The organism is Lacipirellulaceae bacterium, from assembly GCA_040218535.1.
Taxonomy (GTDB): Bacteria; Planctomycetota; Planctomycetia; order Pirellulales; family Lacipirellulaceae; genus Adhaeretor.
The window spans coordinates 84,153-110,032 of the sequence record JAVJRG010000006.1 but is presented as its reverse complement, the minus strand read 5'-3'; the positions used below and the strand labels follow the sequence as shown (position 1 = coordinate 110,032).

Genomic DNA, 25,880 nt, shown 5'->3' with positions numbered 1-25,880 from the left:
TCCCCTTGCCGGCATCACAAGCAGCAAGCACTTCCCCGCGACGTTCCTTCGAATAAACCATCGGGCTCCTCCTTAAGGTGAAGTTACCAAGTCTACTCGAATTTCCTAAAGGGCGCTATGGTCTCGGGAAGTACGCTCTAGTTTCTAGCGATTCGTCGGAAGCTAACGAACCTGGAGTACCTCTCTCGGCTTCAAGGTTTCGAAGCTGTTCCGTCGCTTGATCTAAGAGAATTTGTAGCTGCTCGGCCCTCGCTTCCGCCTCATCACAGCGTGTGCGAGTTTCCTGAAGCTCAATAGCCAGTGACTCAAGTCGGGCCGTCAGCTCTGCGAGTTGCTCTTCATTGACTGCGGTATTCTCGACTTGCGAAGCATCGTTAGTTTGCTGGACAAGTGCCTCCAGCTCTTTCTGTTGAGCTGCACTGGCATCACGCAGCTCCAGTAGCGATTCATTGGCGGCTGCAAGTTCTGTGGCGAGCCGATCTCTCTCCTCAGTAAGCTCCTCGTTTGCTGAGCCGTCGATCTTTTCTTTGGCCTCAAGATCGTTCTTGAGCTCAAGAACTGCTTTCGATTTTTCGCTGAGCTCACTCTCCAGTCTCGACTTCTCCGCCTGCCATTCGCCTTGTTGCTCTTCCCAATTGGCAAGTTGGGCTCCTCGCTGACTTTCGGAATCGCCAAACTCCTCAAGAGCAGATTTCGCGGTCTCTAGTTCATCACGAAGTTGATCACGCTCGGCCTTCAGGTCAGAGATCTCTTCCTCGTCTCTCCCCTGTGCGGACTCGACTTGTTCTCTGAGTGCTGCAAGTGTCTCTTGGCTTGCCGACTGTTCCTGCTGCCACTCCGCTTTTTCCTGTGTCCAGGTCTCGCTAGCAAGTCGAAGCTGTTCTAACTCCCCTGATCGCTCGAGATTAAGCTGGCTTAGGTCGCTAATCCGTTTCTCAGCCGCGTCGAGTGCGGTCTGAAGCAGGTCGCAGCGCTCGCCGAGCTCGCCAGCTTCCTGATTGTTTTCAGCGGCGGCAAGTTGATCGGTCAGTCTGGCGATCTCTTCGTTGCGCTCTTTGAGTTCCGTCTCAAGGAGATCGAATCGCTCTGTCTGAGTGTTGAGTTGTTCCTCGGCGCCTGCCAATGCGTCGCGTGCATTAGCGAGTTCGGTGCGCACCTCTTCCAGTTGCCGATCACGCTCGGCTAGGAGTTCAGAAACCCCTTCCTCGCTCAAGGATTGATCGTTGACTGCTGTAGCCAGTTCGTCCCGCTCTAATTGCAGTTGCTCTTGCGCTGCTTGGGCGTCTTCTTGCAGTTTTGACTGCACAGCTAGCTCTTGCCGTGTACTTTCCAGCTCTTCGCGAAGGGAAGTGAGTTGGTTTTCGAGTTCTTCGACTTGCCCAAGCCGCCGTTGCGAATCTTCCGTGCTCTGTGCCGCGAGCTGGTCTGACTCGGCCTGCAGTGTGAGCCGTTCCTGGGAAGCTTCAGCGAGCCGTTTCTCAAGCTGTTCGATTTGGTCAGCTAGCCCTGATGCGACCTCGCGAGAGTCGCGACAGGTTTTCATCAGTTGTTTGCAACGGCTTCGGCTAGTCTCTCTTCCTACGGTCGTCTGGTAGACGAGCCAATCACTGAATGCAGAACGCTCTGCCTGCCGTGGGTCAGCTTGGGTAGAGGCTTGATAAGTCGCTGCTTCAGATTCTGAGGTCGGTGTCACTCCCCAATCAACGTTGTCTTCTTCCGGCTCTCCAGAAAACTCAGGTGCTATCTCAAGAGATCCCGTTGGGTCGTTATTCTCCTCGTCGAACTCGTTCTTCTGGTTAACCCATGCGATCTGCACCGCACCGACACGTATGACATCGCCGGGGTTGAATGTCGCAGTCTGAAACGGATTGTCGTTGAGTACAACACCTGCCGCCCAACTCGTTACTTGTACTGCGGCAGGCTTGCGGACGAAGACACAGTGCAACGGTTGCACGCCTGGCTGGGTTAATTGCAGGTCACATCGCGCGCTCGATCCGACGGTGAACTTTTCATTCTGAAAGCTTCGCTCGAACGAGGAATCTGGGGAGGGACTGATGCGCAGCGTGATCGTCTCGCCTTCGCGCGCTTCAAGGTTCGAGGATGGTGCCTGGGCAGTGATGCTCATGGTGGGGTCGTTGGTCTGCTTGAGATGGGGATCCTTGCACCGCGGCAGAGGTATACGCTTAGTGCGGAGATCTACCGTGACGTTATGCAATGGTAGGTCAGAAATAGGCCCTAACTTATGAACTGACGCGGAAAGTCGCAGAACCGATCGAACCAGGGGGTCGCGACTCGCTCGGAAAGGAAGCCAGGCGGCAGAACCGTTACATTCGCTACCCTCGTCGATCAACAGTCGTTTTCGTGACGACTAGAGGAGTAGGTGAACTCGAGCACAGCGGTTGTTGTCCAAGTGAGCTACCGATTGAGGGAGAGAAATATCCCCTAGCACGGTTTTAGACATCAGCCGTAAGTGAAATCTGGTTAATGATTTATGACGATTCGTTCTCGAGGGTTTTAGCTCGTAGCGGGAAACCACCAACTTCCCGACCTATTCCCAGTGGTTTGCGTACTATAGTTACGGTACTCCTGAACAGACGCACGTTTCGTCAGGGGATAAGTACAGGCGGCAACTGGGTTTACGCTCGGTTGTGAAAAACGAACAGAGGACTAGATAGGCATTTGGCAAACGCATAGCTACTGTCGCACGAAGCGTCTGCAGGGTTGTTTGGAAAGGAGTGTCTCGGCGTTTCCACCGAAAGAAAGAACAGAACCATGGCTCGCAAAGACTCATTGCTGAAACTTCGTGATTTGCTCATTAAGCGTCGTGACGCGCTGCGTAAGGCGCTCGCCGGTGACTTGAGCATGTTGCAATCCCTCAGGGAGCAAATCGGGAGCGATGTTGTTGACGCTGCCTTGGATGCCTCGCAGGACGAAATCAGCTCGAAGTTAGCTGAAGTCGAAAGCCGCGAGCTTGGAAACATAGAAAATGCTTTGGAACAGATTCGCAAGGGAACTTACGGCGTTTGTGAAGTCTGCGGCGGAAAGATCCCGCTAGCTCGACTGCAGGCTCTACCTTATGCAACGAGCTGCATTAACTGCCAAAGAGCCGCTGAGAGTTCGGGTTCGACCGGCCAATACGCAGGTGATTGGAGTCGCGTAACCGATTCTGGTGCGGACATCGACGTTTCGTTCAGCGATTTGGAAACTACCTGAGATAAATGCAATGCCATAGGCCTTGCATTCGTCGGGCAAAACGGCCCAAGAGGAGTGCGAGCCAGTATGAAGCCACTGCATGATCTCGGATGTAAGGTTCAGCTTCTCAATTTCCCATCGATGCAGTCGATGCTTGGCAGAGGCCTATCATTTATTCTACTGGCCGCCGTTTCTATTCGCCCAGCGCTTGCTCAAAATGGAAACGCCTCCGGTCTTGCTTCTACCGAGCGGGATCGTCAGTTTGCAGAATTGCAACGTGACGTTTCGGCACTCGACCGCGAACTGAGTATTTACAAGCGCGTCGTGCAACTTGTGTCTCCCTCAGTGGTTCACGTCGATGCCAAGCCGCTTCCGCGTTACGGTTTTCGTCGCGATGTCGAAGAAGCCGGCTCGGGAGTGCTCGTGCGGCTGCGTGGGAAAGATTACGTGCTGACTAATCGACATGTGGTGAAGCACTCCGACGAATCGCATATCCGACTTGAGTTGACCGATGGTCGCGAAATCCGCCCCACACGTATTTGGAGCGATAAGCAAACTGACGTCGCTGTCTTGGCGGTCGAAGCGAAAGACTTGATTCCAGCTAGGATCGGCGATAGTGACCAAGCGGAAATTGGCGACATCGTCATGGCGTTTGGAAGCCCATTCAATCTAAGGCAAAGTGTCACGCGTGGAATTATCAGCGCGAAAGGTCGCACGAATCTCGATTTGGGTGACGGAGAGGTCGATTATCAGAACTTCATGCAGACCGACGCCGCCATTAACCCTGGCAACAGCGGTGGACCGCTGGTGAACTTGCGCGGAGAAGTCATCGGACTGAACACTGCCATTGCCAGTAATTCCGGGGGCAATGACGGAATCGGCTTCTCGATCCCTGCGAATATCGCCGTCCGGATCATGCGACAACTGGTCGAAACCGGCCGTGTCGAGCGAGGTTTCCTAGGCGTCACACTGGACGGTTACTTCGACGACCGCTCGGCCCGTTTTGTTGGGCTGCCAAGGCTGATGGGGGCTCGTGTGAAGCGGATCACGGAAAATTCCCCTGCTGACCTCGCAGGGGTCCACACAGGGGACGTCATCCTTCGCATGAATGGGAAGCCGATCAACGATGATCAACACCTGATCAGTCTCGTCAAGCTTACCGAAATTGGCCGTCGTATTGAGCTAACGCTGTTGCGTGACGGACAACTTCTCAAGAAGACGGCCACGGTCGGCCGCCTCGATGATTTCGCCGATAATGTCGAGAAGGCACCCTAGCTTGGAAGCCGGACTCCCTCCGAGTAGAGCTATTCGGTGCGAGATAACTCTCTCAACAGGTAATCAACGACCCCGGCACTGTCGACATCGACAGCGACATCAATATTCGCTTGTTCATCCGGTCGGCGTCTGCGATCAATGACCGTTGCCCCAAAGGTGAGATCTCCGGAAGTCTCGACATCGCAAGGGAATGACTCGGTCGTAAACAGTTCAGGATGGACCACGGCAGCGACAGCCACGGCTTCAGGGACGATGAGTTCTTCCAGTCCAAGTTTCTGACGATAGGCCTGGAACGCGGGCGGCAAAATTCTATGCAGCAGCGCCCCCTTATTGGTTTCTTCTTTGGGAAGGTGATTCAACGCACCAAACGTCAGTGCTGCTTGCGAAGTCACTCCCAGCGGAAGCATGGTCTTGGTTGCGGGCGTATTGATAACACGTTTCGCCGCTTCTGCTGCGCAATAGATGTTGAATTCTGCTGCGGGGGTCACGTCACCACTGCCGTCTAGCGTTCCGCCGACAATGATCAGATGGCCAATCTGCTGAGCGAGGTTCGGTTCCATTTGCAGCACCGAAGCAATGTTGCTCAGCGGGCCTCCCGCAACGAGGGTTACCTCGCCGGGTGCCTTGCGAATCTCTTCAGCGATAATCTTCGTCGAGGCGTGTCGATTGTGCAGTTCAGCGCATTTGATGTCGGCACCGCAAAACCCGTCCTCTCCCCACAGCCAGTGATTGTTGGCGAGTAGGGGCTGATCCTCATCTGCCTCTCCGATTCTCGGCCAACGGGGCGGGTCGAGTTGCTCGACGATGGCTTGCAAGTTATGGGAGGCCTGACGTGGTGAGACGTTACCGCCCGTAGCGGTGACGGCCACCACTTCCAAAGTTGGGTCAAACAGCGACAAGCAAACCGCGAGGGCGTCACCCACGCCTGGATCAACGTCGAGAATCACTTTGCGTGAGGACGCATCCGATTCCATCGGCTTTGGCTTCGGTTGAGTCGTCGGGTTGGCCGCTGTTTGTTCAGATTCCATGCAGAAAAGTCCTTCGTGGCACAATCGCCGCTGGTCAACACTTTCAATGTGAGACCGCATTCTAGCGATTCGTAGTAGGCAACGACAACCCAACGACTTGCGCGTCAAACAAGCTCCGTCTAGAATATGCTTATCAAAACTAACCAAATCGGAAGCAAGTATGGCCCCTCAATTTCAATCACTGCTGGGAAGAATCGTCGCTGGCGAAGACCTGACACAAGAGGAAATGTCCCAAGCGATGGGAGCCGTGATGAGTGGCGAGTGTGGCGAGGACCAGATCGCTCTGCTCCTTACATCGCTGAATGCCAAAGGCGAAACCGTCGAAGAATTAGCCGGCGCTGCCTCCGCGATGCGGAACCACATGACCCCGATCAAGAGCCGGCACGAAAAGCTTCTCGATACTTGCGGCACTGGAGGCGGGGGGAGTCAGACGTTTAACATCAGTACGACCGCTGCCCTGGTGATCGCGGCCTGCGGCGTGCCTGTCGCGAAGCACGGCAATCGGAGCGTCACCAGCCGTAGCGGTTCGGCAGATGTGCTTTCTGAACTGGGCGTCAACATCGAGGCAAGTGTTCCGCAGGTTGAGCGTTGTCTCGACAAGCTTGGTATTTGCTTTTGTTTTGCTCCGCTAATGCACCCAGCCATGCGGCACGTTGCAGCCGTGCGGAAGAAGCTGGGCGTGCGAACGATTTTTAATTCTCTCGGTCCGCTGTCCAATCCGGCAGGAGCAACGCATCAATTGATGGGCGTTGGATTGCCCGAGATGCGTGTGCCTCTTGCGGCAGCGCTCGCTCGCCTTGGAGTCAAACGTGCCCTAGTCGTTAGTGGCTCTGACGGACTTGGGGAGATGACACTCAACGGGGCGACGAACGCAACTTGGGTACAAGGGACCATGACCAAGGACACAGAGTATACCCCAGCTGATTTTGGTTTAGGTGAGACGAATCTTGAACGGATACACGTAGCCAACCCACAAGAAAGTGCTTCGAAGGTTCGTTCCGTGCTGCTGGGCGAGGAAGGCCCAGCGCGAGACATTGTGTTGCTCAACGCTGCAGCTGGTTTGATGACTTTCGGGGTTGCCGAAGATCCACAGGAATCGGTTGCTAGAGCGGCAGAGGCCATTGATAGCAAGGCCGCCGTCAAGCTGGCAGAATCGCTCGCTGAACTATCCCACCAGTCGATCTAAGGGATGGGCGATTATAGCTGTCTCTTTCGATCCATCTCACAAACACAGGTAACCACAGTTGCCCAAGAATCCCGCCACTCGCGACTTCACTGGCCAATTAGTCTTCCTTGGCACAGGAACTTCCGTTGGAGTTCCTGCGATTGGGTGTAGTTGCCATGTCTGTACGAGCAATCATCCGCGAGACCGGCGGACACGCTGTGGCATCGTGCTTGGCCTGCCGGAAGGAAATCTGCTGGTCGATACCCCGCCCGATCTGCGGCAACAGTTGTTGCGGGAAAGAATCGGCATCGTTCACTCAGTGATCTACACGCACGAACACGCGGACCATATCTTCGGTCTCGACGACTTGCGTCTGATGCAATTCTATCTTGGTGGGCCTGTGCCGCTCTATTGCGAACCCTTCGTGGAGGAACGCATACGCAAGTCTTTTGACTATGCGTTTCAGAAGCGAGAGGGACTGCACGCGGGAGCGATTCCGCAATTAGAAATCCACCGACTCAACCTGGAACCGATTGAGATTCTAGGAGCAGAGGTTCTGCCGATTCGATTGAAGCACGGGCCGCGATTCGACGTCTTGGGTTTTCGCTTTGAGGACATTGCTTACTGCACGGACACCAGCGAGATTCCCGAGGAGAGCCTGCCTAGACTTCAAGACCTGGATGTTCTCATCCTCGACTGTCTCCGCCGCGACCCGCACACTACGCATTTGAGCCTTGACCAGGCGCTCGCAATCGGCGAGCAGTTGAAGCCCAAAAAACTGCTACTGACGCATATCTCGCATGATCTCGGTTATGAAGAAGTCAGCAAAGAGCTGCCGTCTGGGGTGGAACTCGCCTACGACGGGATGGTTATCCCGCTGACCTAGTCGTGGTTCTTCTTAACGTAGCCGCGTTCACCAGAACGTGGATGTCGTTCAGCCCGCTTCCACCGTTTGGCGACGGTAGCTGCGAATTACCTAGCGACTAACCGAGCATCGCCAAGCACTGCCAGGTAATCCAAAGCGATGGCGATCAACTCTTCATTGTACGGGGTTGAAGCGAACACAGGCTGATCGTTGGCTTGCAGGTCATCGAACATGTCCTCTTGTTCCTTCTCCGTATTTAGCTCGGCACGTTCGGCCAAGAACTTTTCTTTGTTGAGCGTAATCACCGGATTCTCTTTTCGTTCCAAGTACCGCTCAATGCTCTTCTTTTCTTTGTCGAAGTACTCAGACTCGGCGACGCGTGCCTCGGAGCGACGACGCAACTCATCGATCGCTTGAGGTGCTGCAAACGGATAGTTCTGGTGCGGCAGTGGTCGCACCCGATCGAACTTCATTGGGTAGTCGAGATCCGCCTCGCCAACTTCCCAGTGCGTCGTTCGCGACGGAAGTTCGATGTCCGAAACGACACCGCGGTTTTGAGTGCTGTCGCCACCAGGACGGTAGAATTGCTGAATGGTTAGTTTCAAAGCACCGTAGTTGGGTGGCTTGATCGGCATGATCTGACGGCCAAGGTCAGTGAGTTGCTGAACCGTTCCCTTGCCGTGGGTCGTTCGATCTCCAACGACAATTCCGCGACCGTAGTCTTGAATCGCACCGGCGAAAATCTCGCTCGCACTTGCGCTGAACTTATTGATCACTACAACAACGGGCTTCGTCCACACGGCACCCGGATCGTCGTCGGGATAGGGTTGAACGCGTCCATCGGGGCCCTTCACCTGAACGATTGGGCCTTGGTCAATGAACAATCCAGTCGTGTCAACAGACTCCGGCAGCGAGCCGCCGCCGTTGAAGCGAAGGTCCACAATCACGACGTCGACATTCTGCTTGTTGAAGTCTTCAAGCAGTTTCCGCACATCGCGGGTGGTGCTCTTGTAATTGGGGTCACCCTTACTGCGGGCCTCCATGTCCATGTAGAAGCTGGGCAGATCAATCACACCGATGCGGAATACGCCACCGTCGGCTTGGTTCTGTTCGAGAATCTTGCCGGAGGGCTCATCGCCGCTAGCCGTTTCGTCGTCTGTTGCCAGAGGTTCGCCTTTCGAGTCGCGAATGATCACTTCGCTACGGGCTTCGCTATCCTTCAGCTCGATGTGCTCGCGGACGATGTCAAGGACTTTGAGAGTGGTCCCGTCTGATGGTTTCACTTCGAGGCGGACGGTTGTTTGAGGTTTGCCTCGGATTTTCTCAACAACGTCGGTCAGCTTCATCTCTGCGATGTCGATCATTTCGCCCGAAGTGCCCTGCCCCACCGCCGTGATCACGTCGTCAACTTGCAAGCGGCCATCTTTGTCAGCGGCTCCTCCAGGAACGATACGTCGAACGATGGTCTCACCGTAGCGAGACTCCAACGACGCACCAATTCCGTCGAGGCTTAAGCTCAAGCTGATCTTGAAGTTCTTCAAGTTGTTTGGCGACATGTAACTGCTATGCGGATCGAAGCTCATCGTCACCGCGCTGAGGAACAGCTCCAGCAACTCGTCTTTGTCGGTTTGGTTCCACCGACGACGAATACTCTTGTACCGTTTGTGTAGCTTCTCCTTCGCCTCAACATCCTCTACGTCGTCTGCAGTTTGGAGAAGCAACTCGTACTTCACACGTTTGCGCCAACGATCCGCGATCTCGTCCGTCGACTTCGCCCAAGCGATTTGATCGGGATCGCGAACGAACGTTTCATCCACACTGTAGTCGTGTTCCGCGTCGATGAACTTGTCCGCATAGTCCATGCTGGTGTCAACTCGCAGCAAGAAAAGTTCGAAGATGCGGTTGGCTAGTCGGACATCACCACGGCGAATGTAGTCGTCAATGCGAGTCCGTTCTTTGGCGAACGAGTCGATGTCCTCCTGTATGAAGTAGAGTTTCATCGGATCGAGCTGCTTGAAGAACATCTCCAACGCGCGTTGTGAGATCTCGTCGTTCACCCGCATGTCGGACAAATGGTGGCGATCCATCAAAGCGCTGACCAAGAGCGCGATGCGTTGTTCGTTGTCGGTCGGCGGCTCAGGACGTGCTGTCGCTAGGGAAGCGAGCCAGCCGGTACTCGCCAGCGTGAACCCAAGAAGTGCAGCGGTTGTGAGGCGTTTGCGCGTGCTCATAGCTGCCCAGGTGCGTCGTTGAATCATGGTCTATTCTGTTCCGTCGTGGAAATCAAATGGTTCAGTTTGAGAAGATAGCAACCTCATCTTGATCTGGAGTCAGCCGCTACAGCAATACGTTTCAGCGTTTCCTAGGGTTCACCCAATCACAATCTCTCTCCTAGAGCCCCCAACCGCAAAACGCTGTCGAAATCGACTTCTTGTCTTTCAGACGCGTGGTTAATCACTGCAAGTTACTACTTGGTAAGTGGTTAGGGTTTCGGCACTACCACCGCGTCTGTAGGAACGCATCGTAGCGGAGTGAAACCGAAGCGACAAGATCGACGCAAATACCCTGCCTTGAGTGTCTCGCGGACAATCTTGGCATTGCCCTTTACACAAAGGCACCGACGAGAGCTTGGTCCCAGCGGGGGAATACGCTGCGAAGATCGAGCAGCAGCTCTGAGCCATCAACACGACAAATCACAGGGGTAGAGCGTTTCTGCAGGGAAGCAGCTAGCTCTGCCGCATCCCCGTTTTTCGGCGTGACAGCAATCGCCCAGGAGGAAGCAGAGAGCGTCTCGCCGTGCTCGGACATCCACGCCGATTCAATCTGACGGGGTACAGCATGGCCTACTCGCTCTTGCACATTAATTAGCTGCGCGAGACGTTCGGCTCTGAGCTGCAAGTTTTCTACCGGCGTTGAGAGTAGCTGCCAGACGGGCACCGTGAACGGCACTTCGTCAGCCGACTTGTAGAGGTCAAGCGTTGCTTTCAACGCCAGCGAATCGAGCTCGCTCGCAGCTAGTGTCTTCGTGAGTGGATGTGATCGGATTCTCTCCACTAATGCCCGCCCTCCAGCAATGATTCCGCAACTCGGCCCACCGATCAGCCCGTTACCAGCTGTGATGACTAAATCGGTGCCATCGGTGATCATGTTGCTCAAAGGAGGAATGGCGGAGTATCCAAAATCGCTCGGGTTAAGGAATCCAGCCGCAGACGCAAGTTCGACGTAGTGGCCAGGAGTCTCAGCCTTCGCGGTTGGGTTGGAGAGGCGACTGCAGCCTATCGTCAAGACATTCTCGACGGAGCTATTCGCGAACTCCCTGGTTCGGAGTGCAGCTCCGCAGCTTGAAGCAAGGCGTTGCCAGTCGTGCGCGGACTGCTGTAAGGATTCGGTCACATGCAATTCGCCCTGAGTTGCCAAGCTGGCTATCGTCAAGTAAAGGGCAGAATCACGTGAACTCGTGATAAGTGCATCTTCAGCTACAGCCAATGCGCTCACTTGCTTTTGTAACTTAGTTTGAAGAGACTCGCCGCTGCGACGATAATCGCCTGCGGCAGCAAGCATCGCGTGGACGGCAGCCTCTGGGATCGGAGCAGCAAGCTCACCCCCCACGATCATACCGGTCGCGTTGATGGCGGCACCGGAACTCTCAGAGTCGCCAAGCAGTCTCCGGGCGAACTGCTCTGCGAGGCTTGGGAGCGACGGCAGCTCGAAACTACTCGCCTTCTCGCTGACGGTGCTACGAAGGTCCTCGTAGAATTCAGCCGCGCGTGTTGCCACCGTCGATTGACTGACCTGCTCAATAACGCTCTTCACCTTGGGGTGGGCGAGCAGTTCTTTCGTGCTGGGTAGCTTCGGGAGTTTCGGCGACGAGGGCATGATGAAAGCTCTTGGACAGATGGCCACAACGAAAGACCATCTTAGAGCGACCCCGACGGAAGCGTCTACACTCTGTGCATCACCGACTTCGCTTACTTCACCTCTGCAGATTCGCTCATGCCGACGTCTGCTGGGGAAGGAAACGGATCTTGAGATGCCAGCTTCTCGATCTCTTTGAGTTCCCGAGCACTCTTGCGTGGGAGCGGCGAGCCATCGGGCCAGACTTGCCAGACGGAGCAACCCATGCATGACAAACAAAAGAAGAAGGCGATAGTCCCACCGACAATCTTGGTCCTGAGTGTGAGCAACGCTTTCATGGAGGGATCCCGATCGACTGGCCTGCAGCTAAAGTTGGATGAGAATTTAGGCATTCCGTGGGTTACTTCGGGCGTTCACCCTGCATGAACTCGCCAATAGTACGTGGGCCTTGAGGTTCCTGCTTCCCGCCGAATACGTTGCCCCAGCCGGAAGGTTGCTGGCGTGAAGCGACTCTCGTGTTGGTGGCTCCTTTCTTCTGACCGAAACTAAGCATCTCTTTCGCACCCTCCCAAGCCTTCTTCGAGCCGGAGACGACCTTGCCTGCGCTCGCCTTCACCGGGGCGAAAGTGTCCTTGGGAAGCTTGGGCATTTCGAATTTTGGCATCTCGATTTTGGGCATAGTCACCTTCGGCATGGCGATCTTCGGCTTCGGGAACCATCCCCAGCGGTTGGTCTCAGGCGTGGGAGTCACCGCGGAGTTTGGGGTGGCGGCTTGTCCGGCTGGATAGCCTTGGGCCTGGGCCGGCTGCGCGAGTGCGGAAAGGATGATCGCTACGGCAAGAATGCGAATGGTCGGCATCGCTTGGTTCTCCGTTACTGCTGCTGTTGCGGGTATCTGTTCTTGAAGGAAGCGAGCTGGAGTGTTTCAAAAGCGAGGTGCCCCGTCCAGGTCGATCGCTTGCTATTGGCTAGACAGCGGTCTTCAACACGCAGCGGCTTGCTAGCACTCGGCCCGTTCCAATCACCCACGAAGCAATTTAGGATGTACAGCCTGTTTCACTTCTATAAAGAACTACATGGCTTCCCTAAATATGCTCGGATTCATCGGTTCAGGTCGAATGGCAACGGCATTGGCTCGCGGCTGCCTGCAAGCAGGCTTGTTCTCCGCTGAAGAGATCATTGCTAGCGACCCCTATGAGCCAGCGAGACAGCAGTTCGCTGAGCGATTACCCGGCGTTACCCTAGTCGACGACAACGCTGCGGTCCTTGAAAAAGCAGACACCGTGTTCCTGGCGGTGAAACCTCAGAAAATGGACGAGGTACTCGACGCGATTTCTGAGAACGTTGAGTTTCGGCATTTGCTCATATCAATCGCTGCCGGAGTAACACTCGAACGATTAGCAAGCAAACTCCCCGAGAACACACGCCTCGTCCGCGTGATGCCAAATACTCCGTGCTTGGTCGGCCACGGCGCTTGCGGTTTCGCGGTAGGAGAAGCTTGCACCGAGGAAGATACCCACAGCGTCCAGAAGATTCTCAGCAGCGTCGGTATCGTGCGAGAGGTGGATGAATCACTTCTCGACACCGTGACGGGACTCTCCGGTTCCGGTCCAGCATTCGTTTACACCATCATCGAGGCTATGGCGGCAGGCGGGGAAGCTGGCGGTATGTCCGCCGAGCTAGCGCTTGAATTAGCGATTCAAACGACACGCGGTGCTGCAGAAATGCTTTCAAGCACCGGGCTCTCCCCAGCCGAGTTGCGAGACCAAGTCACCAGCCCAGGTGGCACTACCTTGGCCGGGCTGCAGTCGTTGGAAAAAGATCATGCCGCGGAAGCTTTGAAGGCGGCTGTCGTGGCTGCCACACGACGTTCTGTGGAACTTGGTCAGGGCTGAGCCTACCATTACAACAACTACAACAACGCAAAAGTTGTATCTTTGAACCCAAACCAGCTTTTCCTCCATGTCCATTTTCTGTCGCATTGATGACAAACACGTTCCGCTCTACCGCATCATGTGGGTTTCCGCGACGCCGCATTTCTGTGGCGAGGAAGACTGCATGCGTGAGGGTTGCTATGAGGTCAGGCTCGAACAGGGGGAATCTATTTGGGCCAAAGGCAACGAGAACGATAAACTGATTGCTCAGCTCGAACGCTGGCAGGGCGGCCTAGGCCCCACGGAATCTGAAGGGGATGGGGACGAACCTTGGTAGTCAAACGATTGTTGTGGGCACAAGCCCACCGTTAGCAACTAAGCAAAGCCGAAGACGGGGGACAGGAGACGATGAGCGAAAAGAAAGCGGACGAGCTGCATTGGCGAGAGACGTACTTCATCGTTTTCCCCAAAGACAATCGCCCCTCGCTCGATGAAGTCGAGCATGTTCTGAGCGATGCAAGTCCGCGGTTCAAGTTGCAAAACCTTGCTGCCGACGATCAAGGGATGTTTCAGTCCGTGTTGGTCGAATCCGACGAGGATCACGCCGCGGTCGAAGTGAGCTTCGAGTTGGGCGAGTCGGTCATCGAGCAGAACCTTGAGTTCGCCAAGCAGATGCAGGATCATGTCCCTTCGCAGCAGCTTCAGCAGTTGATGCAGGCGGACGCGCGGCTTGATGTGGCCCACTTCGAGCGTTGCCCCGCCGGAACGACGACAGCCTCCTCGGATCGAATGAAGCCCCCTACCCCGTCGCTCAACTTGGACGAAGCCTACAGCGACGATGCCTATGCCGACGATCCCTTCGGCGACGATTTTGGCGATGGGGGTGAGCCAGACTTCGAGATGCTCGATCCCACGTGTCTTCTGACAGTGGTTGATGCCCTCGCCTCTTTGACCGGAGGTTTGACGGTAGACCCGGCGGCTGGAGAGTTGGTCTAATCTTGTTCGAACATTTCGCCTGATGCTCGATCGATCGCGGCACGAGTGCCGCGGCGAAACGCAAGCTCTCTTTCCCTAACCACCTAAATACCTAGTCCCTTAAGATATGCTCGCGAAAGATACCAAGCCCGGCGCTATCATCAAACAGAACGAAGCCCCGTTGATCATTGAATCGGTCACTGTTCAGAGTCCTTCTGCCCGCGGCGGCGCGACCTTGTACAAGTTTCGTGCTCGCAATCTGGTCAGCAAACAGAAGGTCGACCTTTCTTGTAAAGGGACCGACAACCTGGAAGAGGCAGACTTTCAACGCCGCGAGGCGACGCTCATGTATGCCGACGCTGAGCAGGTTCACTTTCTCGATCAGGAAGATTACAACCAGTGGTCACTACCGCTGGAGGACTTGCAGGACGAGATGCAATATATCACCGAAGACCTGCAAGGCATCCTGGTGCTGATCTACGACGAACAATGCGTCGGCATACAGCTTCCCGCCTCGGTCGAATTGAAGATCGTCGAGTGCGACCCCGGCGTGAAAGGCAACTCCGCCACCTCACGCAATAAGTCCGCGACGTTAGAGACGGGACTTACGATCCAGGTACCTGAGCATTTGAAGCAAGACCAAGTTGTCAAAGTTGATACTCGAACCGGTGCTTTCCTGAGCAGAGTTTGATTCCTAGGACCCGTCATAGCCGCAGTGCTACGCACCGCCGGTCGAAGCCTAGAAAAGCTCACGCTGGCGAACCGCGGACTTCTTGCTTCTTTTTTTCTTCGGAGGAGACTTTTTGGTCGCTTTCTTCTTAAGCGACTTCTTTGCAGCCTTTTTCTTCGTTTGCTTTTTCGCAACTTTCTTCTTGGCAGCTTTGGCTGGCTTCTTTTTGGGCTTCGCCTTCGCCTTCTTCTTGGTACTTTTCTTTTTGGGCGTTGCTTTCTTTGCAACCTTTTTTTTCTTCGGTTTTTCTCCACCGAAGATGTTATCCCAGTTGTCAGAGAACTTCTGGGTTGAACCGACTCTTACCACGCTCATGACTGATCCTGAAAATCGACTGCTTGGTTTGTTTGGCCTGTTTCAAAAGGCTGATATTCTAATTGTGGACGAACAGTTCGTGAACATGCCCGTCGGGATCGGCAAAGAATGCCGCGTATTGCCCCCAGGGCATTTCGCTGGGGTGCTTCACGAGCTTTGCTCCCTTCTCCAGCAACTCAGCAAAATGCGTTTCTAGCTCTTCGCGAGACTCGCACTCAAACGCCATCTCAAAAGGCGTGCCGGTTGCAGATTGTTGGTAGCCTTCGTAGCCCGTGGTTTCCTTCATCACTTGGCGATCGCACAAAGCAAAACGAACCGGCTGGCCGCCGAACTCGACATACTGCGGTAGTTCTTCAAGAATCTGAAAGTCCAAGACATCACGGTAGAAAGTCTTCATCACTTCAAACTGGTCAGTGAAAAGACCAATCATGTTAATCTTCATAGGTCACCTTTTGCGTCATTCCGACAGGAGGCTCGCCGACCGAGGAATCTGGCATGTACTTTCATTCGGTTTCCTGAGCGAACTCTGCCACTTACCGGATTACTCGGTCGCTGGAAGCTCGGTCGGAATGACACGGACACACCATCTAACTCTGCTGCAATTTCTTATACCTGAACCGCTTAGGCTCATCAGCATCCTTGCCCACTCGCTCGCGATGTTCCCGTTCGTAGGTCTCGAAGTTGCCCTCGCACCAGTGGACGTAGCCATCCCCTTCGAAAGCCAGAATGTGAGTCGCCAATCGGTCGAGGAACCAACGATCGTGACTGACGACCACGGCACAACCGGCGAAGTTGGCGACCGCCTCTTCTAGCGCCCGGAGCGTATCGACGTCTAAGTCGTTCGTCGGTTCGTCTAACAGCAAAACGTTGGAACCGCGTCGCAGGAGTTTCGCAAGGTGAACGCGATTTCGCTCACCACCGGAAAGGATGCCGACCTTCTTTTGTTGATCGGTGCCACTGAAGTTGAATCTCGATACATAAGCCCGCGAGTTCATCGTCCGCTTGCCCATCTGCAAATTGTCGAGCCCACCAGAGATTTCCTCGTAGACGGTTGCGTCGGCGTTCAGATCGTCGCGAGATTGATCGACGTAGCCGAGTTCCACCGTTTCGCCAACGATCAACTCGCCGCTGTCGGGCTCTTCCTGCCCCATCAACATTCGTAGCAGTGTGGTCTTGCCGGCACCGTTGGGGCCGATAATGCCCACGATGCCACCAGCGGGAAGACGGAAGTTGCAGTTTTCGAAGATGAGCCGATCGCCGTACGACTTGCTGAGGTTCACGCCTTCAATCACTTTCTCGCCCAACCGTGGTCCCGGTGGAATTTGGATTTCTAGCTCCTCGGGGCGATCTTCAAATTCCTCAGCCACCATCTGCTCGTAAGCGTTCACGCGGGCCTTGCTCTTCGACTGGCGGGCTTTGGGAGACATGCGAATCCATTCCAACTCGCGTGCCAGAGTCTTTTGGCGAGCGGTTTTCTTCTTCTCCTCCATCTCCAGGCGTTTTTGCTTCTGCTGGAGCCAGGAGGTGTAGTTCCCTTCGTAGGGAAAGCCCTGCCCACGGTCGAGTTCAAGAATCCACCCGGCGACGTTGTCCAGGAAGTAACGATCGTGTGTCACGGCAACGATCGTACCCGCATACTCCGCGAGGTGGCGTTCCAGCCAGGCGATGCTTTCGGCATCCAGATGGTTGGTCGGCTCGTCGAGCAGCAGCAGGTCGGGCTTTTGCAGAAGCAACTTACAAAGGGCGACCCGCCGTTTTTCGCCGCCGGAGAGTTTCGTCACATCGGCGTCGGCGGGGGGTAAGTTCATCGCGTTCATGGCGATTTCAATCTGTCGATCAACCTCCCAGGCGTTCGCCGCGTCGATCTTGTCCTGCAAAGCTGCCTGACGATTCATGAGCTTTTCCATGGCATCGGGATCGTCGGCGACCTCCGCGTACTTGTCGCCGATCTGCTCAAACTCATCGAGCAACGCCCGCGTCTCGGCAACCGCTTCCTCGACGTTGCCTTGCACGTCTTTGTCGGGATTGAGCTGCGGTTCCTGCTCCAGCAAGCCAACCGTAAAGCCCTCGGTCAATTCCGCCGACCCGTCAAAGTCCTTGTCGAGCCCTGCCATGATCTTCAGCAGCGTACTCTTTCCACTGCCGTTGCGCCCGAGGACACCAATTTTCGCGCCTGGATAGAACGCTAGGTAGATTTCCTTGAGGACCTCACGCTGGTTGATCTTCTTGGTAAGATTGGCGATCTGGTAGATGTATTTTTTGCTCATGTGAGAGATTTAAGATTTGTGATTGCTGATTTAAGAATGTTTCGGTGGCTAGCTTCGCGAGGTCTTTACGCTTGCTGCGAAAATGGCGACTAGCTCGCTGCATTCCTGTCGAAGTGATTCGAGCTGCTTTGGATTGACGATTTCCGATTCAGCGAGTAACTCTAGCCAGTATGAAGTCTCGTCTGCTTCTCGTAGGGAGATCGTTAGGATGGAAGTAAAATGCTTCTTGGTACCAGCTCGGCAGGCTTCTCGGTAATTCGCTCCTATTGATGTCCCTGAACGAAGTAGTTGGTTGCCGAGCGTTCTGGCAACATTCGTGTTTGGAAGGCTACTGACGAGCTTGATGATGCGTAACGCGAACTCTTTCGTGCGGTCAGATAACTCCTGGCGATTCATCGGAATTTCTCATCTTGATAGTGATCTTAAATGTGAAATCAACAATCATAAATATCTACTCCCACTCAATCGTCGCTGGTGGCTTACTGCTGATGTCGTAAACAACACGATTCACACCCTGCACTTCGTTAATGATTCGTGTGGAAATCCTGGCCAGCAAGTCGTAGGGCAAGTGGCTCCAGTCGGCGGTCATGAAGTCGTCGGTATTCACACTGCGTACGGCGATCGTATCGTCGTACGTGCGGCTGTCGCCCATCACACCGACGCTTTGGATGGGTAGCAAAACGGCAAAAGACTGTGAGGTCGCCCGATAGAGCCCTGCCGCTTTGATTTCGCCGACTACGATGGCGTCCGCGGCACGAAGAGTGTCGAGTCGCTGCTTCGTGACTTCCCCAAGACAACGCACGGCCAGCCCTGGTCCCGGGAACGGATGCCGCCAGACAATTTCTTCAGGCAAGCCAAGTTGAAGTCCTAGGCGACGAACCTCGTCCTTGAACAAGTCGCGGAGCGGCTCAATCAGATCGAAGCCAAGCTCTTCGGGTAGTCCGCCAACATTGTGGTGCAGCTTGATTGTGTCCGCTGGGCCATCTGGGGCGGCACCGCTTTCGATCACGTCGGGGTAAAGCGTTCCCTGTGCGAGGTATCTCACGCCCTCGATCTTGTTCGCCTCTTCAGCAAAGCACTCAATAAAAGTGTGCCCGATGCGACGGCGTTTCTCCTGTGGGTCGGTCACGCCAGCAAGAACATCCAGAAAGCGATCCTCAGCTTTCACGACGTGTAAGTCGGTCTTAAAGTGGTCGCTGAACTCCTCGACCACGGCCCTTTCTTCATCGAGGCGAAGTAGACCGTTGTCGACGAGAATACAGGAGAGCTGTTCACCAATCGCTTCGGCTAGAATCGCAGCGACCACGGCGGAGTCGACACCGCCGGAGAGGCCACAGATCACACGGTTGTCGCCGACCTGTTCACGAATCCGCGCGATCGTCTCATCGGCAAAGTCGCCCAGCTTCCATGTGCCGTCGGCTTGGCAGACGGTCTTCAGGAAATTCCCCAGAACCGTCGGTCCCTCGGGGGTATGCGTCACTTCGGGGTGAAATTGAAGTCCATAAATGGGCAACTGTTTATGCTTGATTGCTGCGTAAGGGCACGTAGCGGTTTTGGCTAACGGCTGAAAGTCGTCAGCAATCCCCGCCACCTGATCGCCGTGGCTCATCCAAACTTGCGTCATTGCAGCGACATCGGCGAAGAGTTCCCCCGCGTCGGTGATTTCGCACTCGGCCCGTCCGTATTCCCTTGATGGAGCGTTATCGACCTTGCCACCCAGGGCTTGGCAGACGAGTTGCATGCCATAGCAAATGCCCAGCACGGGGATGCCGAGCTCGAACAGGTTTGGATCGCACTGAGGAGCCCCCGGCTCGTAGACGCTGTTGGGGCCGCCCGAGAGGATGATCCCGACGGGGTCGAGTTCCTGAAGCCGTTGGGCAGTGATGTCGTGACGGACGATCTCGCAGTAGACGTTTTGCTCCCGCACTCGTCGCGCGATAAGTTGGGCGTACTGAGAGCCGAAGTCGAGCACCAATACCCGCTGGGCGGCCGCGGCTGAGGGAACATTCGGCGGGGCGGGGGCGGTCTTGGTCATCTCAGTACTCTGCTCATTTTCGCTGTAGGAAAGCTCATCATTATAGGGGGGAGGTGCCTTTTCGGAAGTAGCCGCGGGCTAACAGCCCGCCGGTGAATTGCTCCTCAATGTTCACATTTCTCAACCTCGAAGTTGCTTTCTCGCCTCACTCGTTTTGGCAATGCGACGAGGCCGGTTATAGTGGGAATTGGGCGGGTAATGACGAAGTTGATGGAACTTGATAGCTCGAAGCCCTGAATTAGGAATACAGCGAAAAGTGCAGATACTCCTTACGAACGATGATGGCATCTACGCGCCTGGGTTGGCTGCCCTGGAACGTCAATTGCGGGCTCTAGGTGACGTGCAAGTGGTCGCCCCGCTGACCGAGCAAAGCGGCGTTGGCCACGCGATTACCTACCTGACGCCACTAATGGCTCGTGAGGTGTTCGACGGCCCCCGCCGGCGTGGGTGGGGGGTCGAGGGGAGCCCGGCTGACTGCGTGAAATTGGCAGTCTCTGAGTTGTGTCCCCAGCGGCCCGATTTGGTTGTCAGTGGCATCAATAGCGGCATGAATGCCGGGATAAACGTGCTTTACAGCGGCACCGTTGCTGCTGCGATTGAAGGGGCTTTCTTCGGAATCACCAGCATCGCCGTCTCCTTGGAGTACGACGAACAAGCCCGCTTCGACAGAGCGGCAGAACTAGCTGTACCAATCATCGGGCAAATCCTTGAGCAGAAGGACGCGGAGTCCCAACTCTTCAACTTGAATCTTCCAGCAACTGCTTTGGAGGCAGGAGCCGAAGTGAAAGTCGCTCCCCTTTCGGTCGCCCCTTGGGGTGAAGATTTTGAGCGACGCATGGACCCACGGAATCGGCCTTATTTCTGGGCTACTGGGGTTCAGCCGCAACCTCCGTCGCATATCGATACGGATCTCTCGTTGTTGCGTGAAGGATACATCACCCTTACGCCCCTCAAATTCGACATGACCGCGCGTGACGAGCTGGAAGCGATGCAATCGTGGCAGCTTGGCACGCCATTCGCTGATATCAACAATTAACCTCCTCCCCAATCGAGACACACCATCATGAAGATGCCCTTCGTATTTACGCTTGTTGGTTTGTTCCTTTCAGTTGGCTGTGAAGCTCCGGAACTTCCCGGAGCCGATGTTGAATTGACTGCGGAAGAAAAAGCAGAAGTTCAAGAACAAGTCAAGGAACCGGAACCAGAGCCGCTGGCGGTTGATGAGAATGGCGTGAATGAAGGGGCTTCCGAGTTTACCTCCAAATCTCCACAGCAAGGACGTAAGTCGCGGGAGGCGGGGGGGTATCTCGGCACGGTTTCTGCTACTTACTTTGAGACAAAGCACAAGCTTTTTAATATCCAAGTTCAAAATCAAATGAGAACCTTCAATGCGATTCATGATCGCTACCCAAAAGATCATGAGGAGTTCTTGAAGGAAATCATTAAGCCGATTGGCATGCCGATTCCTGAGCTTCCCGAAGGTCAGGAAGCGATTTATGACCCTTCAGATCACACTTTGAAAGTACAACCGATTCAATGATGGAAGCTGTTAGCTAATAGCTATTAGCTCTTAAGAAAGGAACGGACGCCGCTACGATTCGCCTCTTCGTGTTATTTCCTCTTCGTGTTATTTCCTCTTCGTGGAAAGGCCACAATGTACCGTCGTTCGACTGATCCCTTTCGACCTGCTCCTTGGTTTTGGAAAGTAGTGCTTGCCGCAGTCTTGGCAGGTTTTGCTCTCTTGAATCAAGCCCGTGCTGCCCAACCCTGTAGCATCGGTGGGTGCCAGTCTGCATGCACGCATGTGGTTGTCGTCAAAGCCGAGCCCGCGAGCTGGATCTTCGCTCCCTCACGCTACACGCACGACCCAGATACCGGGGCGCGTGTTGCCCAATATCAGCGAACTCGCGCGATCGAGCCGCTGGACGATCCTCGTGCGGTGACCAGTGGTTACGATCGCAGCCGAATCATTCAGCGAGGTGCTGACGGCTCAGTGAACACTTATTACCGCGTTCGCTCCTACGGTAATGGTCTCGGCGGACTTGATGCGGAATGGGAACGCTGGCACGACGCTCGCCGTGGTTTTCCGGTCGTTCCAGGTTATGGTGCAGGGGGCTATGGCTTTGGTGGCGGAGGCTTCGGGGCTCCGTTCTATGGTGGGGGCTTTGGGTTTCCTGGATTCTTCGGTTCTTGGTTAGGCTATCCGCAGATCGGTCGCCCTGCCCTCGGTCAACTCGACCCTGATGGGGCGAACGGTTTCCGGGATGGTGTGCGTCCTCGCACGCCGGACCGGCAGTTCTATCGCAACTCGCCATGGCATAATCGCGGCGGGAACCTGGGGCCGGGGAGCTAAGTCGCTCCGGCCGTCATGCCAACGATTTTTTCGCAAGCTGGGCAACAAAAGACGCGATGGACCGCGAACCAACCCCGCTTGACCTCAATAAGAACCTCGATGCGTTCTTCGCAGTGAGGACATTTGGGGGTAATGTCTTCCCTTTCGATTTTTACCATTTTGATTCTCCGTATGTCATTTACTCCGGAGAGGTATTCGCTTCACAACGAAATATCTTGCATTGAAGTCGGGGAAGTCGACTCAATTCCCGGCTCGTAATCGTTGCACGGCGTTGATCGGTTTCCCTTTGTTGTAAATCGTGTAGCCGTCGATCAGCCAGCGGTCGTCTCGTTTGGTCCAGGTGACCTCCACATCGTCGAAGTATCCGACGAGCGCGCCGCCCTTCTTCGAAGTGCCGTTGATCATACCGCGGAATTTTGTTTCGGCAGTCGCTGGCTGATTGTCTGAGTTGACGGTCGTGATGACTTGGCTGCCGCCTGTCGCTTTTACTTGAATGAGTGGCAATGCAGCTTCGGCATCAGCGCGGATCATCGTTGCCTTGGGATCGATATGAGTCAGCAATGCTGGCAAATCATTTGCTTCAATGGCGTCGAGGGTTTGCTGCAAGGATGTCTCAATCTGTTCGCGATCAGTGACCACGAACCTCTCAACGGCCAGCAAGACGAACGTCAAGGCCAGCACAACGGCCAGGGCAGCAGCCGACTTTCCAGTGCGACGGGCTAGGAATACGAGACCCGCAAAAGTCGTCGCCACGGCCCCGACGGCCCCGACGGCCACCGCGTTCTCTAGGAGCAAACTCATGTGGTGTTCCCCGAGTCAATGTTCCGTCGTCCGCGAATGAGCATCGTGATGCTCAAGCCCAGGATCAGTGCTAACGTGAGCTGGAGTGGCCAGAGGGGGATTTCGAGCTTATTCGGGGTCGAGTACTCGGGAGTTTCTACGGGGCTCTCTGAAACATCCTTTCTGCCAGTGGCATCGGTTTCTACTTCGTACCCTTCGGCGACGGCAGCGCGAGCTTTGTAGCGGTTCTCAATGCCCGCTTGGCGTTTGCCGAACTTTCCTCCAGTGGCTAGCAGGACTGCGAGGCCAACTGTGGCGAAAATGGCGAACCAGAACCACGGGGAGTCGGTGATCGGGGGTGCGTTGGTGGGCTCGTTCATAAAACTGAAACCGGAGTCTCGACCTTATTGCTTTTTGCACAGTGAACGTGTTTTCTGGTGCAAAAGTCTTGTGACGGCGATACTGTGAATTGTGCGAACTCGTTACCTTGCAATGACTTGTGGGTTTTTGCCGATAGCGAGGTGGATGACTTTTGCTTCAAGCGTCGTATTATTCCCCTTGTTGCTTAGTGCTTCCTCCACAAGTGGTCGCTATTTCCCATGTAACCGGGGGCTAACGCCCGGCGGCTGATGTCTGATGGGAACTGCTTTGCATTCTTTCTAAGCTACCCGATGTGCTGGCTTGAATTCAACGAGAAAGACGCGCGGCACGATCGGTGACCCGTAGGCTGACGCCTTGCGGCTCTGGGGCTTGGCGATTGGGTTGATGCCAGATTCTGTCAGTTCGGTTTATTGTGGGGTCCGGAGCGGAGTGACTCGACCTCTAGCTTGTACGCGAACGCACCCATGCGGCCTTGGTGGCCGCCGGTGAAGTGGCCGTAGAACAGCGATTTGGGGTCAAGATGATAGCTGCCTTGCGACCCGTAGAGATTCTTCGGCTGCTGTCTGGTGGTCGGTTCTTTTGCTTTGTCCTTGAAGCGTTCAATGCCCTCTAAATCGATATCTTCGTACGAGAGTGCAGCGTCTTCTTCGCCCTCTGCTGTGGCGAGCATGCGTGTCCAGGTGGGTTCGCCAACGAGTGTTTGATGATGGCCTCGCATTTGGTCGACCAGGGTGAGCGTCAGGCGATCTTCGATCTGCTGGACGTTCAGCCAGTGGGGCCATTGTTGGTTGGGAATCACATTGCCGGCAACAACTTTTAATAGTGCAGCTCCGCGCATCTCTTGCGGGGCCTGATTACCGCCGAACTGTTGCACCTTGCCGCGCCACGCCAAGCGGAGGGTTGCCGTGAGGCCGTGATGAAGTTTCAGCTCGCGCTTGACGACAGGTTTTTCTTCCTGGGTTGCCGCCTTGGTAGCGTGACTCGTGAGATTCAGCGAGAGTGTTTCCGTTTTGTAGCCGTCTGCTTGTGCCGTGACTGAGAGAAAAGTCGGGTAGCACTTCATGCGTACGATCCCCTCTGAGTCTGAGGTATAGGTTTCAGGATTCGTCGAACGACCGGTCCGTGGCTTCACGCTAACATTGGCTTTTGGGACCGGGTTCTTCTCGGCATCGACCAGCTTTAGTTCGACCGGTTGCTTATCTTCTTCGGTAAAGCGATACGCCTGCAGTTCTCCGGCATCTTCGGCGTGATGAAAACTCCCTGAGAGTTCGAACTTTTGCTGTTTTAGTTCATAGCTGGCTGTACTAAGCGTCAGGTGCTCGTAGTTGTGGCTCGAACTCGGAGAGATCGAATACTGAAAGAAGAAGTATCCGTCGTCGCAAGGAGTCAAAACTTCCTCCGAACCACGACAACTGACTTGCAACTCGGTCTTGTTCAGCGGCTTCTCATGTTGATCCACGAGACGGAAATACATGTAAGCCGTCATCCGACCGTTGCGATTCACCTTGGCGGTTTCTGCCGTTAGGTTGGCCGCGTCGATAAAGCGGACCAAATCCTCCGGGAGCGACTCGACCTTCACACGGGCGGCGACCTTCTTTTCGAGGGGTTCCAGCATCCCAGGCAAGGCGGCTTCGATCTCCTGGCGGTGCTTCTCCAGAATTCTGCTAGCCGCTTTTCCTTCGCCATTGTCGAGTACCGCTCGTGCGTACCAATAAGCCACTCGTGGATTGTCCGGAGCTTGGCGATAGGCCTCAGCAAGCAGGCCAAGCCCTTCCGAAGCGTTTTCGGTCATCGCACGAGTCTCGAAAGCAGCCAACAAAAGTCGCTGAGCCGCGTCGCCCTGGTGCCCTTCGACCGAAGTGATGCTGGCGATCTTCTCCAGCGGAACGGTGAGTGCTGCTTGGTCGTCAACCTGCAGCTTGACAGCATCGCCGTCCATTTCGATCTTCGTGGCGACGATCTCGGTGCCGGAGCGGAGGGTGATTCGCTGTTCGGCATTAAGTTGCGGTGTGTGAAGAATGCCGACGACCGAAAACAACGCGGCAACGAGTAAGCGAGAGCGATAGCGAGGAGACGTGGGGTGCATGAATACTCCCAAGGCAAGAAACTGGCAGCTTTCTCGCATTATAGCAGAGATAGCAACCGCGACCTGTTTGTTACATGCCGGATTCTTCCATCGTGCCGAGTTTACCCATAGGGATCGTCGAGCAATTCCTGCAAGCGTGACTTGAGCGGCTCTTCGAAGTGGTCGGTCCAGGTCTCATCGATGAGGCCGACTTGGATCATGTCTTGGATGTGGACACGATCTTTGAGCCGATGAGAGGTGAGCTTCATTAAAACGAGAGATTCTAACGAAACGGTTCGCGTCGATTTGACAAACTCGACTTCATCAAGCGTAGGAGTCGGTGTTGTTTCGTGAGGTTTCACCAATTCTCCGGCGAACACCAAATGCACGGCTTCGCTCGGCTTGTTGTCCTCGCCATCCAGAAAAAGGGATACGCCGTTGACGACGTGATAGTGAAAGCCATGTTCCTTAGCGGCAAAGATTGCTTCATCGAGCGAATCTCGATCAATTAGGATGTCGACATCGCGCGTATTCCTGATAGCTCCTTCATCGACTTGGGCAACCCACACTTGGACCGCGTTACCGCCGACGACTGCGTACGGGATGCTCGCCTGTTCCATTGCTGCACAGAAACGGTTTAGGCGGTCACGAACTTTCTCCACAGCTTGCTCGATTCTGTCCCAGAGGACATCACCAGTGTAGCGGATTTCGACCATGCCTTTAGT

Annotated in this window: 26 protein-coding genes; 11 read left to right on the top strand and 15 right to left on the bottom strand. The window is 55.0% G+C overall.

Annotated elements, in window-relative coordinates:
- Positions 1-115 precede the first annotated feature (115 nt).
- A complete protein-coding gene (locus RIB44_09190; protein ID MEQ8616755.1) occupies positions 116-2,125 on the bottom strand; it encodes an FHA domain-containing protein in 2,010 nt (669 codons plus the stop codon).
- A 647-nt stretch (positions 2,126-2,772) separates the two neighbouring features.
- Here RIB44_09190 and RIB44_09185 point away from each other — a divergent pair.
- The gene (locus RIB44_09185; GenBank protein ID MEQ8616754.1) at positions 2,773-3,213 is read left to right on the top strand and encodes a TraR/DksA family transcriptional regulator; all 441 of its coding nucleotides are present in this window, start codon (positions 2,773-2,775) and stop codon (positions 3,211-3,213) included.
- Between the two features lie 66 nt (positions 3,214-3,279).
- A complete protein-coding gene (locus tag RIB44_09180) occupies positions 3,280-4,467 on the top strand; it encodes a trypsin-like peptidase domain-containing protein (protein MEQ8616753.1) in 1,188 nt (395 codons plus the stop codon).
- 29 nt (positions 4,468-4,496) lie between these two features.
- Here RIB44_09180 and RIB44_09175 read toward each other — a convergent pair whose 3' ends face one another.
- The gene (locus RIB44_09175; protein MEQ8616752.1) at positions 4,497-5,495 is read right to left on the bottom strand and encodes a nucleoside hydrolase; all 999 of its coding nucleotides are present in this window, start codon (positions 5,493-5,495) and stop codon (positions 4,497-4,499) included.
- Between the two features lie 160 nt (positions 5,496-5,655).
- Between RIB44_09175 and trpD the strand changes: the two genes are divergently transcribed.
- Both trpD and RIB44_09165 read left to right on the top strand, forming a co-directional pair.
- Positions 5,656-6,681: an anthranilate phosphoribosyltransferase gene (trpD, locus tag RIB44_09170; GenBank protein ID MEQ8616751.1), complete on the top strand. Its 1,026-nt coding sequence runs from the start codon at positions 5,656-5,658 to the stop codon at positions 6,679-6,681.
- Positions 6,682-6,739: 58 nt separating this feature from the next.
- On the top strand, positions 6,740-7,546 hold the full coding sequence (locus RIB44_09165; protein MEQ8616750.1) for an MBL fold metallo-hydrolase: 807 nt from the start codon (positions 6,740-6,742) through the stop codon (positions 7,544-7,546).
- 86 nt (positions 7,547-7,632) lie between these two features.
- Here RIB44_09165 and RIB44_09160 read toward each other — a convergent pair whose 3' ends face one another.
- The 4 genes from RIB44_09160 to RIB44_09145 all read right to left on the bottom strand — a co-directional run bounded on the left by RIB44_09160 (position 7,633) and on the right by RIB44_09145 (position 12,239).
- Positions 7,633-9,783 (bottom strand): carboxy terminal-processing peptidase, encoded by a 2,151-nt coding sequence (locus RIB44_09160; GenBank protein MEQ8616749.1) that lies wholly within the window; start codon positions 9,781-9,783, stop codon positions 7,633-7,635.
- Positions 9,784-10,129: 346 nt separating this feature from the next.
- Complete coding sequence (locus tag RIB44_09155; protein MEQ8616748.1) at positions 10,130-11,401, bottom strand: hypothetical protein; 1,272 nt, start codon at positions 11,399-11,401, stop codon at positions 10,130-10,132.
- A gap of 92 nt (positions 11,402-11,493) precedes the next feature.
- Positions 11,494-11,718, bottom strand: a complete 225-nt coding sequence (locus RIB44_09150; GenBank protein ID MEQ8616747.1) for a hypothetical protein — start codon at positions 11,716-11,718, stop codon at positions 11,494-11,496.
- Between the two features lie 62 nt (positions 11,719-11,780).
- A complete protein-coding gene (locus RIB44_09145) occupies positions 11,781-12,239 on the bottom strand; it encodes a hypothetical protein (GenBank protein ID MEQ8616746.1) in 459 nt (152 codons plus the stop codon).
- A gap of 217 nt (positions 12,240-12,456) precedes the next feature.
- On the opposite strand from RIB44_09145, the gene proC reads away from it, so the two are divergent.
- From proC to RIB44_09125, 4 genes are all read left to right on the top strand, one after another.
- Positions 12,457-13,275 (top strand): pyrroline-5-carboxylate reductase, encoded by an 819-nt coding sequence (gene proC / locus RIB44_09140; GenBank protein MEQ8616745.1) that lies wholly within the window; start codon positions 12,457-12,459, stop codon positions 13,273-13,275.
- Positions 13,276-13,342: 67 nt separating this feature from the next.
- Entirely contained in the window at positions 13,343-13,591 is a 249-nt protein-coding gene (locus RIB44_09135) for a hypothetical protein (GenBank protein ID MEQ8616744.1), read from the top strand.
- A gap of 71 nt (positions 13,592-13,662) precedes the next feature.
- Entirely contained in the window at positions 13,663-14,250 is a 588-nt protein-coding gene (locus RIB44_09130; GenBank protein MEQ8616743.1) for a hypothetical protein, read from the top strand.
- A gap of 106 nt (positions 14,251-14,356) precedes the next feature.
- On the top strand, positions 14,357-14,920 hold the full coding sequence (locus tag RIB44_09125; protein MEQ8616742.1) for an elongation factor P: 564 nt from the start codon (positions 14,357-14,359) through the stop codon (positions 14,918-14,920).
- A 48-nt stretch (positions 14,921-14,968) separates the two neighbouring features.
- On the opposite strand, the gene RIB44_09120 is transcribed toward RIB44_09125, so the two are convergent.
- The 5 genes from RIB44_09120 to guaA all read right to left on the bottom strand — a co-directional run bounded on the left by RIB44_09120 (position 14,969) and on the right by guaA (position 19,576).
- Positions 14,969-15,274: a hypothetical protein gene (locus RIB44_09120; protein ID MEQ8616741.1), complete on the bottom strand. Its 306-nt coding sequence runs from the start codon at positions 15,272-15,274 to the stop codon at positions 14,969-14,971.
- A 58-nt stretch (positions 15,275-15,332) separates the two neighbouring features.
- Positions 15,333-15,716 (bottom strand): VOC family protein, encoded by a 384-nt coding sequence (locus RIB44_09115; GenBank protein MEQ8616740.1) that lies wholly within the window; start codon positions 15,714-15,716, stop codon positions 15,333-15,335.
- A 145-nt stretch (positions 15,717-15,861) separates the two neighbouring features.
- Positions 15,862-17,541: an energy-dependent translational throttle protein EttA gene (gene ettA, locus RIB44_09110; GenBank protein ID MEQ8616739.1), complete on the bottom strand. Its 1,680-nt coding sequence runs from the start codon at positions 17,539-17,541 to the stop codon at positions 15,862-15,864.
- 48 nt (positions 17,542-17,589) lie between these two features.
- The gene (locus RIB44_09105) at positions 17,590-17,937 is read right to left on the bottom strand and encodes a four helix bundle protein (GenBank protein ID MEQ8616738.1); all 348 of its coding nucleotides are present in this window, start codon (positions 17,935-17,937) and stop codon (positions 17,590-17,592) included.
- 55 nt (positions 17,938-17,992) lie between these two features.
- A complete protein-coding gene (gene guaA, locus RIB44_09100) occupies positions 17,993-19,576 on the bottom strand; it encodes a glutamine-hydrolyzing GMP synthase (protein MEQ8616737.1) in 1,584 nt (527 codons plus the stop codon).
- A gap of 256 nt (positions 19,577-19,832) precedes the next feature.
- Here guaA and surE point away from each other — a divergent pair, with 256 nt between their 5' ends.
- The 3 genes from surE (at position 19,833) to RIB44_09085 (ending at position 21,929) form a co-directional block, all read left to right on the top strand.
- Entirely contained in the window at positions 19,833-20,612 is a 780-nt protein-coding gene (gene surE, locus RIB44_09095) for a 5'/3'-nucleotidase SurE (protein MEQ8616736.1), read from the top strand.
- Between the two features lie 27 nt (positions 20,613-20,639).
- The gene (locus RIB44_09090) at positions 20,640-21,116 is read left to right on the top strand and encodes a hypothetical protein (protein ID MEQ8616735.1); all 477 of its coding nucleotides are present in this window, start codon (positions 20,640-20,642) and stop codon (positions 21,114-21,116) included.
- Positions 21,117-21,230: 114 nt separating this feature from the next.
- Positions 21,231-21,929: a hypothetical protein gene (locus tag RIB44_09085; GenBank protein MEQ8616734.1), complete on the top strand. Its 699-nt coding sequence runs from the start codon at positions 21,231-21,233 to the stop codon at positions 21,927-21,929.
- A gap of 240 nt (positions 21,930-22,169) precedes the next feature.
- Here the strand turns inward: RIB44_09085 and RIB44_09080 are convergent, their stop codons facing one another.
- From RIB44_09080 to RIB44_09065, 4 genes are all read right to left on the bottom strand, one after another.
- Entirely contained in the window at positions 22,170-22,730 is a 561-nt protein-coding gene (locus RIB44_09080; protein ID MEQ8616733.1) for a hypothetical protein, read from the bottom strand.
- Positions 22,727-23,089 carry a hypothetical protein gene (locus RIB44_09075; GenBank protein MEQ8616732.1) on the bottom strand — a complete coding sequence of 121 codons (363 nt, stop codon included), beginning with the start codon at positions 23,087-23,089 and terminating at the stop codon, positions 22,727-22,729. The genes RIB44_09080 and RIB44_09075 overlap by 4 nt, the downstream gene beginning before the upstream one ends.
- Before the next feature lie 398 nt (positions 23,090-23,487).
- Positions 23,488-25,176 carry a tetratricopeptide repeat protein gene (locus RIB44_09070; protein ID MEQ8616731.1) on the bottom strand — a complete coding sequence of 563 codons (1,689 nt, stop codon included), beginning with the start codon at positions 25,174-25,176 and terminating at the stop codon, positions 23,488-23,490.
- 101 nt (positions 25,177-25,277) lie between these two features.
- On the bottom strand, positions 25,278-25,871 hold the full coding sequence (locus tag RIB44_09065) for a hypothetical protein (protein ID MEQ8616730.1): 594 nt from the start codon (positions 25,869-25,871) through the stop codon (positions 25,278-25,280).
- Positions 25,872-25,880 lie beyond the last annotated feature (9 nt).